The organism is Serratia sp. NPDC087055 (genome assembly GCF_044900985.1).
GTDB lineage: Bacteria > Pseudomonadota > Gammaproteobacteria > Enterobacterales > Enterobacteriaceae > Serratia.
Map to the genome: position 1 here is coordinate 1 of NZ_JBJDOG010000003.1, position 12,435 is coordinate 12,435.

The 12,435-nt window shown below is 58.2% G+C and carries 12 protein-coding genes; 1 reads left to right on the forward strand and 11 read right to left on the reverse strand.

Going from position 1 to position 12,435, the window contains the following annotated elements:
* Window positions 1-116: hypothetical protein (locus ACI2J2_RS16230; protein WP_139815935.1), on the reverse strand; the 116-nt coding region annotated here is incomplete at its 3' end.
* Window positions 117-354: 238 nt separating this feature from the next.
* Here ACI2J2_RS16230 and ACI2J2_RS16235 point away from each other — a divergent pair.
* Window positions 355-1,107, forward strand: coding sequence for a M48 family metallopeptidase (locus ACI2J2_RS16235; protein WP_209637612.1), 753 nt, complete (start codon window positions 355-357; stop codon window positions 1,105-1,107).
* A gap of 632 nt (window positions 1,108-1,739) precedes the next feature.
* On the opposite strand, the gene ACI2J2_RS16240 is transcribed toward ACI2J2_RS16235, so the two are convergent.
* From ACI2J2_RS16240 to ACI2J2_RS16285, 10 genes are all read right to left on the reverse strand, one after another.
* Window positions 1,740-3,380: a thiamine pyrophosphate-binding protein gene (locus ACI2J2_RS16240; RefSeq protein WP_404760433.1), complete on the reverse strand. Its 1,641-nt coding sequence runs from the start codon at window positions 3,378-3,380 to the stop codon at window positions 1,740-1,742.
* An 83-nt stretch (window positions 3,381-3,463) separates the two neighbouring features.
* Complete coding sequence (locus tag ACI2J2_RS16245; protein ID WP_404760434.1) at window positions 3,464-4,933, reverse strand: aldehyde dehydrogenase; 1,470 nt, start codon at window positions 4,931-4,933, stop codon at window positions 3,464-3,466.
* Window positions 4,934-4,948: 15 nt separating this feature from the next.
* Window positions 4,949-5,743 (reverse strand): aspartate dehydrogenase, encoded by a 795-nt coding sequence (locus tag ACI2J2_RS16250; protein WP_404760435.1) that lies wholly within the window; start codon window positions 5,741-5,743, stop codon window positions 4,949-4,951.
* Window positions 5,744-5,760: 17 nt separating this feature from the next.
* Entirely contained in the window at window positions 5,761-6,555 is a 795-nt protein-coding gene (locus tag ACI2J2_RS16255; protein ID WP_404760436.1) for an SDR family oxidoreductase, read from the reverse strand.
* Window positions 6,552-7,370 carry an alpha/beta fold hydrolase gene (locus ACI2J2_RS16260; protein ID WP_404760437.1) on the reverse strand — a complete coding sequence of 273 codons (819 nt, stop codon included), beginning with the start codon at window positions 7,368-7,370 and terminating at the stop codon, window positions 6,552-6,554. The genes ACI2J2_RS16255 and ACI2J2_RS16260 overlap by 4 nt, the downstream gene beginning before the upstream one ends.
* Window positions 7,370-7,894: a cupin domain-containing protein gene (locus ACI2J2_RS16265; RefSeq protein WP_265556792.1), complete on the reverse strand. Its 525-nt coding sequence runs from the start codon at window positions 7,892-7,894 to the stop codon at window positions 7,370-7,372. The genes ACI2J2_RS16260 and ACI2J2_RS16265 overlap by 1 nt, the downstream gene beginning before the upstream one ends.
* 29 nt (window positions 7,895-7,923) lie before the next feature.
* Window positions 7,924-9,186, reverse strand: coding sequence for an MFS transporter (locus ACI2J2_RS16270; protein ID WP_404760438.1), 1,263 nt, complete (start codon window positions 9,184-9,186; stop codon window positions 7,924-7,926).
* 76 nt (window positions 9,187-9,262) lie between these two features.
* Window positions 9,263-10,474 carry an NAD(P)/FAD-dependent oxidoreductase gene (locus tag ACI2J2_RS16275; protein ID WP_404760439.1) on the reverse strand — a complete coding sequence of 404 codons (1,212 nt, stop codon included), beginning with the start codon at window positions 10,472-10,474 and terminating at the stop codon, window positions 9,263-9,265.
* Entirely contained in the window at window positions 10,471-11,412 is a 942-nt protein-coding gene (locus tag ACI2J2_RS16280; RefSeq protein WP_404760565.1) for a VOC family protein, read from the reverse strand. The genes ACI2J2_RS16275 and ACI2J2_RS16280 overlap by 4 nt, the downstream gene beginning before the upstream one ends.
* A gap of 167 nt (window positions 11,413-11,579) precedes the next feature.
* Window positions 11,580-12,374 (reverse strand): IclR family transcriptional regulator, encoded by a 795-nt coding sequence (locus ACI2J2_RS16285; RefSeq protein WP_209637592.1) that lies wholly within the window; start codon window positions 12,372-12,374, stop codon window positions 11,580-11,582.
* Window positions 12,375-12,435 lie beyond the last annotated feature (61 nt).

A 12,435-nucleotide genomic window follows, 5' to 3' on the forward strand; every position in this document is an offset into this window, starting at 1 on the left:
ACTTCGGCGATGTCCGCCATGCCCATAGGTGCACCCGGGTGGCCGGAATTTGCTTTTTGTACGGCGTCCATGCTGAGTGCGCGGATGGCGTTGGCAAGCTCTTTACGAGAGGACATGTTTTACTCCAGGTCGGATTAAAAAATCAGTCAAGTTTTCTATTTTCTCAGACTCAGCATTAAAACGGCAATCCCTAATACCAAATGAGAGCGAGTTCACAACTTATTAGCACGATTGGTCGGTTTTTCGGAATAACACTATTTTCCCAATTGCTATCGTACACTAGTCTCGTGCAGCACGATTTCCCTAAACTAAAAATGACACTCCCCCTTGTTACTATCACAGGAAGATGGCTTTATGAAAATCCGTACCTCTTTGATTGCATTAAGCATTGCCACCTTGGTAAGCGGCTGTCAAAACCTGAATACCGATACGTTGATGCAGTCTGGCGCGCAAGCCTTTCAGGCGGCGACATTGAGCAATGACGACGTCAAAACCCTGAGTGATAAATCCTGCGCAGAGATGGACAGCAAGGCACAAATCGCGCCGGCCGACAGCACTTACACCAAGCGTTTGAACAAAATTGCTGCGGCGCTGGGGGATAATATCAACGGCACACCGGCTAACTACAAGGTTTACGTCACCAAAGACGTGAATGCCTGGGCAATGGCTAACGGCTGTATCCGCGTTTACAGCGGGCTCATGGACATGATGACTGACAATGAAGTGGAAGGCGTGCTGGGCCATGAAATGGGTCACGTGGCGCTCGGCCATACTCGCAAGGCGATGCAGGTAGCTTATGGCACAGTGGCGTTGCGTACCGCCGCAGCCTCAACCGGCGGCATCATAGGTTCGCTGTCGCAGTCACAGTTGGCAGACATGGGTGAAAAACTGGTTAACGCGCAGTTCTCCCAGAAACAGGAAAGCGAAGCGGATGACTATTCTTTCGATCTGATGAAACAGCGTGGTATCGATCCAAACGGGCTGGTCACCAGCTTCGAAAAACTGGCTAAAATGGAAGCCGGTCGTCAAAGCAGTATGTTTGACGATCACCCTGCTTCCGAAGCACGCGCGCAGCATATTCGCGATCGTATCGCAGCTGGCAAGTAACACAAAACGCCCTTAGTTGCCGATCAATTGAGGTGTTCTTTGGGGAGCTCACCGTTCTTTTCGGTCGATAAACGCGCGAAGCACCATGAGGCTCATGCGCCTCGACCGAGCAAGGGGCCGTAAGCGCGGCCCCTTGCAACCCGCGCTCTTGCCCACTCAGACGGTTGGCTGCGCCAACGGCTCTCACTTCATCACACCGCATCACGGCCGGCTATGACAGGCGTCCCTGCCTGTCTCGCCTGAAACCGCCGTCCATGGCGGTTTCGCCTATGCGTTGTTCTTGCGTTCGACGTCTTCAGGGCGCCCAACCCCGTGCTCATCGCATCATGTTCACTGTCTTTCATCGCGCAACGTCACACTGAGTGGCTCGGTTGCCCGGTGGTTGCCAATGCGGGTGTTGACCTTGATGCGCATCACCGGCTGCCGAGCAAGGCGGCGTTGTCAGGGGCAACCGGCCAGGGAAGGCCGGTTGAAGCGAGACTAACAGGGACGTTTGTCATAGCCGACCCGCCCGACAATGCAGGTGCAGGAGGACAAATCTGCCTGCACTGCCCCTACAGGAACCGAATAAAAAAATGCCAATCGGGCTTAACCGATCGGCATTCAGGCAGAGCCGGGCATTTTTTATATCATCAATACAAACTCTTTTGCGGCGGCCCGGCGAAGGTCAACGGCCCAATACTGTTCATATCCACTTCCACCACCGACGGCCCCGGATAATTAATCGCTTCCGCCAGCACGCCATTGAACTGCGCCGCATTGTCCACCTTCCATGCCTTCAGCCCCATAGCCTCAGCAACCAGCGTAAACGCCGGGGTATGCAGCTCGTTATAGTATTGGCGACCGGCAAAATATTTATCCTGAATGCCGCGCATCACGCCATAACCGCCGTCGTTCATGATCAGCAGAGTGATATTCGCCTGCTCCTGCGCCATGGTCGCCAGCTCGCCCAGGCCTAACGCCAGCCCGCCGTCGCCCACCAGCCCAACCACCTTACGCTGCGGGTTGGCGATCGCGGTGCCAATCGCCATCGGCAGACCCATGCCAATCGCGCCCGCCAACGAGTGAATGTTGCACAACGGCGAAATAGCGCGGAATAAACGGCTGCCCCAGACGCTACCGGAGACGGTGATATCACGCACCAGCAACCCATCCTGCGGCAGCGCAGCGGCAATGGCGTCGTTTAATTTGGCATATTCCCCCGACTGCTGACGCAACGCGCTTTCCGCCTGCTGCACCGCAGCAATGATCTCGGCATCCCACTCGGCATTGACCTTCTCACCCGGATTCAGTCGGGCAGCCAGCGCATTAAGCAAAGCACCGCAGTCGCCGTTGATGTATTCGTCAGCCAGGTAATTGCGGTTGGCCGCTGCCGGATCAATATCAATCTGTACCAATGGGCGCGGCAGCGGCAGCGTCCAGGTGCGGGTTTCATTGCTGCGCAACCGCGAACCGGCCACCAGCGTCAAATCGCACTGCGTCAGGATCGCCTCAATGCTCGGCGAATTATGGAACGCCCGCAGGCTACGGGGATGGCTATCAGGCAGAATGCCGCGCCCGTGCGTACTGGAGATCACGGTAATACCGGCATCCGCCAGTTTACGCACGGCGTCTCCGCAGGCCAGCGCACCGCCGCCCAGCCAGAGTAACGGGCGTTTGGCCTGTTTCAGCCGCTGATACAGCCGCTCAACCGCTTCGTCGCTGGCCTGCGGCAGTGGAGCTGGCGCTACAGGCTGGCTCAGCACCGCACTGGAGACCAGGCTGCTCTGAATGTCGATAGGGATCTCGACCGCAACCGGGCCACAAGGTAGGGTCTGCGCATCGAGGATCGCCCGTTGGATCACTGCCACCGCCTGTTCCGGGGAGTTGACCCGATAGGCACGTTTGGAGCAGGCACGTAGGAAACCAAGCTGATCGCGGGTTTCATGAATAAAACCGGCATCGGCATCCAGATACGCTTTTTCCACCTGGCCGGTAATATGCAGCAGCGGCGTGTTGGCGTTCATCGCCTCGATCATCGCACCAACGGCATTGCCTGCACCTGCGCCGGTACTGGTCAAGGCCACACCAAGGCCAGAGAAACGACCATGCGCATCGGCCATGGTGACGGCTCCCGCTTCGCCACGCGCCGGTACAAAGCGAATGTTGCCACGCTGGCCTACTGCGTCAGCGATCGGCAGATTATGAATCGAAATGATGCCGTACATCGCCGACACATCGTACTGTTCCAGAGTCCGGGCTATTGCCTCACCAACCGTTATTTTCTCGCTCATCATCTGCCTTCTTATTGTGTTCGTTGTATACCCTTCGTCTTTCAAGTTGCAGGGGCAAAGGGGGTACGCACCGTCGATCAAACCTAATCGCTCCAGCGATTTACCTGATGGTTAAGCGCCAGGTACAGGCTCTTTTGCTGCATGTGAGCCTTGATGCCGTGCAGGCCCTTTTCGCGGCCCAGACCGCTCTCTTTAAAACCGCCGAACGGCGTAGAAATGGAGAATGTTTTGTAGGTATTGATCCACACCGTGCCGGTTTCCAGTTGCTCCGCCAGCGCCATCGCCCGCGTGAAGTCACGGCTCCAGATACCGGCTGCCAGCCCATACACCGAGTCATTGGCCTGTTCAATGAGCTGTTTCTCGTCGTCAAACGGCAGCACCACCAGAACCGGGCCAAAAATCTCTTCCTGACAGGCGCGGGCGCTGTTGCTCAACCCGTCGATAATCGTCGGCAGGTAATAGCTACCGCCTGCCAGCAACGGATCTGCCGGGGCTTCGCCGCCAATCACCACCCTGCCGCCCTCCTGCTGCGCCAGCGCCACGTAATCCGCCACGCTTTGGCGATGCTTGTCGTTAATTAGCGGTCCGAGATGCACTCCCGGCGTCAGCGGATTACCCACCCGCAGACCGGCCGTCAGTTCACTCATGCGTGCCAGCAACGGTTGGTACAAAGAGCGATGCACAAACAGCCGCGACCCGGCGATACAAGCCTGCCCTGCGGAGCTGAAAATGCCGTAACAGATGCCGCGTGCCGCCTGTTCCAGATCGGCGTCCTCCAGCACGATAGTTGGCGACTTGCCGCCCAACTCCAGCGACGTGGGGATCAGCTTTTCGGCGGCGATATGCGCCAGATGGCGACCGGTATTGGTGCCACCGGTAAACGAAATCTTTTTCACTAACGGGTGACGTGCCAAGGCTTCGCCAATCACCGAACCCTTGCCCGGCAGTACGCTGAGTAACCCGGCCGGCAACCCCGCCTGTTCAAACAGTTCCGCCAGTTTTAATGCCATCAGCGGCGTAGCTTCGGCAGGTTTGAGGATCACCGCGTTGCCCGCAGCCAATGCCGGCGCCACCTTTTGCATTTCACTGGCAATCGGTGAGTTCCACGGGGTGATCGCGGCGATCACCCCCAGCGGTTGATACTGGCTCAACGTCATCACCTCAGCACTGCGTTGAGTCGGCAGTTCTCCCTCCAGCACCTCGCAGGCTGCGGCAAAGTAGCGAGCCGTTGCCGCAGCGCTGGCTACCAAACCACGGGTTTCCGCCAGTGGTTTACCGTTATCGCGTGTCTGTAACTGCGCCAGCTCTTCCTGCTGCGCCATAATCAGGTTACTGACGCGGTACAGAATGCTGGCACGCTGGTGCGGCACCAGCCCGCGCCACTCAGGTGCACGCCAGGCACGTTCCGCTGCGGCCACCGCGTCGTTCACATCGTCAATGCTGGCGGCACACAGCCGCGCATTGACACTGCCGTCAGCCGGAAACACCGAGGTCATCTCATCGCCTCGCCCTTCACACCAGCGCCCAGCCACAAAAATCGTTAACTTTTCCATGCTCACTCCTGCCGTTCAGGCAATAAAACCACCGTCGACCAGACGGCGGCAGGCTTGTACTGCGCTTAACGCAGCCAGGGTTGATGTCTTGGGATTGCTCGCTAACGGGTTGCCACTCAGCTCAATCCGAAATTCACCGAAGTTCCCGCACACCTGCAGTCTGTGGGTGTTGCGCCGGGTCTCAGGATCCACCAGCAACCGTACTCGGGTGGCGTCCATTCCGAGACCGTTCAGCGCAATGGTCGCCGCCACGTTGGCATTCGCCGGGAACAGCTGCGCCGCCTCCCGCGCCGAGCCTTCGAAAAATACCTGCGCTTCGCTCACGGCATCGAGGTCAATCAATTGTTCCGCCATGCTGCCGCGCCAGCTCGCCGGGCTTTTGCAGGCCTGATAGGTCACGCTGTCTAGCCCGCCTTCGCGTGCCGATGCCAATCCGTCCATACCCGCCACCGCGCCGGACAGCACAATCACTTGCCCATGATGCAACCGACAGGCTTGCTGCAACCGCTGCTGCAACGCCGCATCCGCCAGCGCACCGGTAGAGATCACCGCCAATGGCCAACCACGCATGACCACCGCTTCACCAAACTCTGCCACCGCCTGCTGGCTGGCGCACTCCAGCACCAAATCAGGCCGTTCAGCACACCGATCCGGGTGGGTTAACGCCTGCACCGCGCCGCCAAAGTCACTGACAATTGCCGCATGATGAGCCGCACGTGCCACGATCCAGCCAACGCTCACCCCATCCGGTAGACGGGAAAGCACCTCTTTGGCCATCGCGCCGTAACCAATCATCATGATCTTTTTCATCTTTTCAGCCCTTGCGATTAAAGATGGCGGTTAAAGCCGCCGGAGACGTCAAGCGCCGCACCGGTGGTAAAGGACGCCAAAGGTGAAGCCAAGAACAGCAACGCCTGCGCAGGCTCCTGCGGTTTACCGAGACGTTTCATTGGGATACCGCGTCGTTCAGCTATCGCCGCCGTCCACTGTTCCCAACTTTGATCCTTATCGCTGCGCTCGTCGAAACGGCGGCGCCATTGGCCAGACTCCACCATGCCCAACAGGATCGAGTTAACGCGGATCCCCTTGCTCACCAGCTCTTTTGACAGCGTTAGCGTCATATTGAGCAAGGCAGCACGCGCTGCCGACGTGGCAATCATGTGTTCTTCCGGCTGCAATGCCAGTAGCGAGTTCACGCAGGTGATTGACGCAATATCCGAGCGTTCCAGCGCCGGCAGAAACGCCTGCACCGGGTTGATGACACCGAACAGCTTTAGCTCCGCCTCATGTAGCCAGGCGGAACGCGGTGTTTGGTCAAAGTGCGCGACAAACCCCTGACCCGCGTTGTTGATCAACACATCCACTGCGCCGAAGTGCGCCATCACTTGGGCAGCAAACTGTTTCACCTGCGACTCGTCCAGTACGTCACAACACAGCGCCAGGATCTCCGCGTGCGGAAACTCACTACGCAGACTGGCTTCGGCACCGGCCAATTTGTCCGCGTTGCGGCCGCAGAATGCCACCTTCGCCCCTTCCGCCAGCAACAAACGCAGGGTTTCGAAACCGATGCCCGACGAACCGCCCGTCACGACAGCGACACGTTTCTCAAGCTGAAAATTCATGGTTGGATTGCTCCCGTAAAGTCCTGCAGATAGCGGTTAAATTGCGCTGGCGCATCGAGATAGCTGGCGTGCCCCGCCCCCTCAATCAGACGCAGGGGCGCATCCTGCTGCTGCGCCAATACTGTCGCCGCTGCCGGTGGCGTGATCCGATCGCCGTCACCGCACCACACCTGTAACGGACCACGGTAATGCGCCAGATAGAGGCTGATGTCGTCATTAGCCAGCATCCAGGCTGCGCTAAGAAAACCGTCAGGATCCAACTGCTGCATGCCGTTGCGGATCCAGGCGATATCTTGCGGATCCGCGTCATCGCGCAGCAGCGCGGCTGCCCGTTGTTCGCCATAGCCTTGCGGCCCCAGGGTTTCGATCATCTGTTTGCGCTGGCCATAAACCTGTTGGCGCTTTTCTTCCGGTGCGCTGGCATAGCCTTGAGCCGGATCCGCCAGCACCAGCCCACACAAGCCATCGGGATAACCGGCAGCATAAGCACTGCCGATCAATGCCCCGAGTGAGTGACCCACGATCAACGGTTGCTCCAACTGCAATTGCGCCACCAGCGCCGCCAGCGCAGCGGCATAGGCGGTAGCCCCCGGTTGGCTGACCGTCAGCGGCAAACTGCCACCATAACCCGGCGCATCCCAGGCCAGCAGGCGGTGGCCGTCAGCTAAACCACGATCGTTGAACTGCTTGATCCACGACGCAGAACCGGAGCTAATACCGTGCAGCAATACCACCGGCCGGCCGTGTCCCGCTTCGCGCCAGCTCAGGGTGTAATCCCCGCAGCGTGCCTGCTGACGTTGCGCTAAGCCGTTCATCAGTTGCGTTTCACTTTGGATAATGGGTGATCTGCCGGGTAGGTCGGCGTTTCCGGTTTGGCGGTGCCAAGCATGACGCACATCAACGCTTCTTCTTCGCCGTGGTTGAATAACCCACGGTAGACGCCGGCAGGGACAGAGATCAGATCGCGCTCTTTCAGCTTGGTTTCGTAATACTCGGTACCGTCCTGGATCATCAGCGTGATGCTGCCTTTCAGCATAAAGAACACTTCTTCCACGTCATCATGCAGGTGTAATGGCCCTTCGCATTTAGACGGCAACACCATGGTGGAAAACGTAAAGTTACCCGCTGGAATGGTGTTGGTATCGTTAACCACCCCCGTGGCGCCGGTACCGATATAACGCATCTGGGCACGGCGGTATTTCGGGTCGTAGTCAGCCTGGAACTTCAGCGCGTTCCAGTCATATTTGCGGCCTTCAAAACGGGCGATGCGTGATTCCACCCAATTTTCTATCGACTGATCCTGTGGCTTAACGCCGGTTTGTTTCTCAACCTGGGACATGTTGGTACTCCTCGTTGATCAATGGGATATCAATATTTCTTCAGCAACGGCAGCAGAATGATGCAGCCGATAAAGGCCATCACCACCAGGAACAGCAAACCGTTATCCATGTTGCCGGTAGCGGCGATCAGCGCCCCCATCAGCACCGGCGCCAGCGCACCGGCAAAATTGCCTAATCCGTTAAAAATACCGCCGGCGGTGGCGCTGACCTTGCTGCTGGTCGCTTTTGCCAGCAGAGCAAAGATGTTCGGCGCGCCTGCGCCCCACATAAAGGTGCTGAAGGCCATGGCGGCAATCACGCTATAGGTGCCCTGCATATGCAGCACCACGGCCAACCCCAGCCCGGCGCCGCACAGCGAGATAAAACAGGCCAAGGCACGGCGATCCAGTTTGTCCGACAGCCAGGCGCCGACCACTTCCCCCAGCAGCATGGCGATGAACGGCAGTGATGACAGGTAACCAGCATGTTCCAGGTGAATGCCTTTGCCCTTGATCAGGTAGCTGGGCAGCCAGCCGTTCATGCCCCACAGGTAGGTCAGAAAGGCGATGTTAAACAGGCAAATCATCCAGAAATGCGGGTTGCGCAGCAGCTCATAGCGATGCTGTTTACGTTCGGCGATGGCCGGTTTTGAAACCGTGACCGCTGCCGGACGTGATACGTTGAGATGGCGCATGCCGAACAGCACCAACAGCATGACCGGCAGCGTCAGGAACGCCATAAAGAAGAAGGTGGCCTGCCAGTCAAAGGTATTGAGGATATACAGCGTGACCGGGAAGCCGAGCGCTGCCCCCAACGGTGTACCGAGCAGCCACAGCATGGTGGCGCGCGCCTGCAGCCGCTGCGGGAAAGCCTGGCGGATAATGGCGTAAGCCATCGGCAACAGCGGACCTTCGGCGATACCGAGCAAAATGCGCAGCGTCATCATGGTGTGATAAGAACGCGTCAGGCCCATCAACACCATCAATACGCCCCATACCACCATCATGCCGATCAGGACTTTTACCGGGTTCAGCCGATCGCCAATGCCGCTCAACAGCATTGAAGAAATGCCGTAGGAGAACAAAAATGCACTCATCAACAAGCCCAACCGCGCAGGGTCAAAACTGATGCCTAGCGCCTGCTGGAATTCGCTATCGGAAAACAGTGCCGCGATGCTGATCTTGTCGAAAAACGCCAGCAACACACAGGCGAATAGCGCGATGGGTACCGACCAGCGCACCCGCTGCTGCGGGTTTTCGGCAACAGCCTCCCCCACCCGTTCAGCGCGGGCGTCAATGTCTTGCGTAGTCATGAAACGCTCCCGATTCCCCCTTCGCGTTTCACGCTACAGCCTTGTTAGCTGAAACATAAAACGCATTGGGGAATGATTATTTCAACGCCATTAAAGAAAACTCTGCGTCCGCCAACTGCTGCGGTTCCAGCACCCGTCCGCTGGCCAACCAGCGTTTACCCAGCTTGATGGTGCGCGCATCGTTAAACGCCACCATCTGCACCAACTGCCGATCGGCATTCAGCGTAAAGAACACCTGCGATTGTGGCGTGCGCCGCACCACGTGATACATGCCACCGGCCGGTACGCCAAGGATCTGGATATTGACGTCATATTGATCCGACCACAGCCAGGCCACATCATCATAAGGAGAAGCAAAAGCGTCCAGCATTGCGCAGGCGGTGCTGATCGCCTGGTTCTGCGCATAAGCCCAGGACTGCAGGCACAGCCCGAGCGTTGGGTGGCGCGCGACATCCCCGGCGGCGAAAATGGCGGAGTGGCTGGTGCGCCCCTGTCCGTCAACCACAATGCCGGCATCAACCTTTAACCCGGCACCGTACGCCAGCTCCAGGTTCAGCTCCACGCCGATCCCCACGACCACCAGATCAAACGGCTGAGGATCACTGATGTCGCTGCCGATCCAGGCACTGCCGTTACGATCCTCCAGTTGAATGTCGCCGCAGCCGCACTGCACCCTAACCCCCTGCTGCTGATGCAGTTCGAGCAACGCCTGTGAGACGTCCGCCCCAACGCTACGCATGCACAGGGCCGGTTGACGCTCAAAGACCGTCACATCAGCCCCCATGCGCCGCGCCGATGCGGCGATCTCCAGCCCGATCCACCCACCGCCGACAATCGCCAGCGTGCGGCAATCCTGCAGCGCCTGGCGCAGCTTTGCCGCATCATCCCAGGAACGCAGCGTCATCACGCGCGGATGCTCAGCCCAACGGGCGTCCGGCAAGCGTGGTCGCCCACCGGTAGCAATCAGCAGTTGATCAAACTGCAGTTGCCTGCCATCGCTGAGGTGGACAATTTGCTGTGGCGCATCAATAGATGCGGCACGCAGCGGGCGACACCAATCGATGTTCAACCCGGCGACCACCTCTTCGCTGAACAGCCGGCTGAGTGGCGCATTACCGTCCAGCAACGCCGCCTTGGAGAGCGGTGGCCGTTCATAAAAGTCATAGGGTTCATCGCTGACCACCGTCAAACGCCCTGCATAGCCACGATCGCGCAACGTTTTTGCTGCCCAGCCGCCAGCCTGACCACCACCGATGATCACGATGCCCGCCGGTTCTGGCTGGCTCATAACGCCTCCGGTTTTTTCTGCTGCCGCCGCGTGTCATGGTCGATTCCGCCTTCCACAGCCCACTCGGTGAACGACACCAGTGAATGTTCCAGCTCACGCGGCTGCCAGTTTTCGGTCAGGTAGTCATCGTTGGTGTAATACTCAAACGCACCGCCCGTCGGGCTGTTGACGTACCAGAAATAGGCCGAGGAGATCGGATGGCGGCCGGGGCCGATAAAGGTACTCCACTTCTCTTTGTTCATGGCGATGCCGCCGCCGATCACCTCGTGGATATCGCGTACGGTAAAGGCCACATGATTCAAGCCGCGTGGTCGATTAGGCAATTTCAGCAAGAACAGATTGTGATGACCGCCGCGTGCCTGAGTGCGCAGGAATACCGCACGATCGATATAACGATCCGATACCTGAAACCCCAACACCTCACGATAAAAGCGCTCAGTCGCCGCAAGATCCTCGACGAAGAACACTACATGACCGATGTTGATTGGCTGCGCCTGGGCGTACACCGGGCTCGGCTGATCAATACGGCGTACATCGCCCCACTGGTTTATCGGTGACACAGGTAAATCAACGTCGCGCTGCTGACTGACGCTAAAGCGCAGCGTCATGCCGTTCGGATCGAGACACTCCAGCTCTTCACCCACCTGGCGGAAGCCCGGCATCTGCGCCAACAGCTGTTGCAACGCCGCCAACTCGGACGGGCTGCCAACCCCCCAGGTCATACGGCGGAGAGTCGAACCACTCTCGAACGCTGCCGGCAGCGCGTCGCTCTGCAACGGATGCAGCACCACGCGGGCACCGCTCAGCGTGGTGAATTCTCGTTGACGTTCTCCCCAGTGCTGTTGCGCTGCCTGCAGACCGAAGTCCTGCATGAATTTCTCGCACGTTGGCAAATCTTCAACGCCAAACTCCAGCTTTTCGATTCCGATTACGCTCATTAATTGTGCCTCACGTTCTCGCTGAATACGGTTTTCAGGCATGATCGAACCCCGGCCCATGATTGTCATGAGCCTCATCCCTGCCTGAGTGATTGATAGGGGACGCTGTTCGTCCCGATTAATTCGGGGCAACCTGCAGCGCCCCATTGCAAACAATCGGTTGTCAGTTAACCGGCGTTAGCCTGTGGCTGCGCGCCCAAGAACCCAGAGATTTTCTCTGCAGCGTCCCGCACTTCCATCCGCAGCCGCTCGCGATCCGCTTTCGGGATTTCATCAGACGGCACCATGATGCTGATCACCGCCTCAACCCGCTGCTCGCGGTTGAAGATGGGGTAGACGATCGAGGAAATGCCGTGGCGGAAAAACGACTCGCCGATGACATAGCCGCGCGCCTTATCCTGCTGCACCATCTGCCACAGCGTTTCACGATCCGCCGGGGTGCCCGGGCCGCTCCCCGGCAGTTGTTCCTGTGGATACAGAAGCTCGAACTCCTCACGGGTGGCGCTGGTCAGCAGCATCCGGCCAAGCGAGGTTTGGTGTACCGGCAAGCGAGTACCGACGCTGACCTGGTTGATTTGCGACCCCGCGGCACTAACACGCGCAATGTAGATCACGTCACGCCCATCACGGATTGCCAGATGACTGCTGCACTGGCTGCGATCGCGCAGTTGTTCTATTACCGGCTGACCGGCTTGTGCCACATCCAGCGAAGCAATATATTCGAATCCGAGACGTAGTACTTTGATGCCCAAAGAAAAAGTGTTGGTACGTGGGTTACGTTCAAGAAAACCCAGGTGCTCCAACGTTTGCACTACGCGATAGGCGGTCGCTTTTGGCATATCGACCAAGCGATGCAATTGGGCAAACGTCATTTCCTTGTGTTGCTCGCCAAAGGCCAGCAACAGCTGCAACCCACGATCCAGTCCTGGGATCAGATATTTACACCCTTGATCGTCCGCCATGTCCGTTTCCTTATAGAGTCATGCCTTAAATAATTGGAGCTGTATCACAACAAAGCCACGG

Excerpts from the sequence above, each read along its gene's own strand:
- ACI2J2_RS16260 (WP_404760437.1), bottom strand. The coding sequence starts at position 7,370 with ATGAACGGCTTAGCGCAACGTCAGCAGGCACGCTGCGGGGATTACACC.
- ACI2J2_RS16285 (WP_209637592.1), bottom strand. The coding sequence starts at position 12,374 with ATGGCGGACGATCAAGGGTGTAAATATCTGATCCCAGGACTGGATCGT.
- ACI2J2_RS16245 (WP_404760434.1), bottom strand. The coding sequence starts at position 4,933 with ATGGAAAAGTTAACGATTTTTGTGGCTGGGCGCTGGTGTGAAGGGCGA.
- ACI2J2_RS16240 (WP_404760433.1), bottom strand. The coding sequence starts at position 3,380 with ATGAGCGAGAAAATAACGGTTGGTGAGGCAATAGCCCGGACTCTGGAA.
- ACI2J2_RS16275 (WP_404760439.1), bottom strand. The coding sequence starts at position 10,474 with ATGAGCCAGCCAGAACCGGCGGGCATCGTGATCATCGGTGGTGGTCAG.
- ACI2J2_RS16250 (WP_404760435.1), bottom strand. The coding sequence starts at position 5,743 with ATGAAAAAGATCATGATGATTGGTTACGGCGCGATGGCCAAAGAGGTG.
- ACI2J2_RS16235 (WP_209637612.1), top strand. The coding sequence starts at position 355 with ATGAAAATCCGTACCTCTTTGATTGCATTAAGCATTGCCACCTTGGTA.
- ACI2J2_RS16255 (WP_404760436.1), bottom strand. The coding sequence starts at position 6,555 with ATGAATTTTCAGCTTGAGAAACGTGTCGCTGTCGTGACGGGCGGTTCG.
- ACI2J2_RS16280 (WP_404760565.1), bottom strand. The coding sequence starts at position 11,412 with ATGAGCGTAATCGGAATCGAAAAGCTGGAGTTTGGCGTTGAAGATTTG.
- ACI2J2_RS16265 (WP_265556792.1), bottom strand. The coding sequence starts at position 7,894 with ATGTCCCAGGTTGAGAAACAAACCGGCGTTAAGCCACAGGATCAGTCG.
- ACI2J2_RS16270 (WP_404760438.1), bottom strand. The coding sequence starts at position 9,186 with ATGACTACGCAAGACATTGACGCCCGCGCTGAACGGGTGGGGGAGGCT.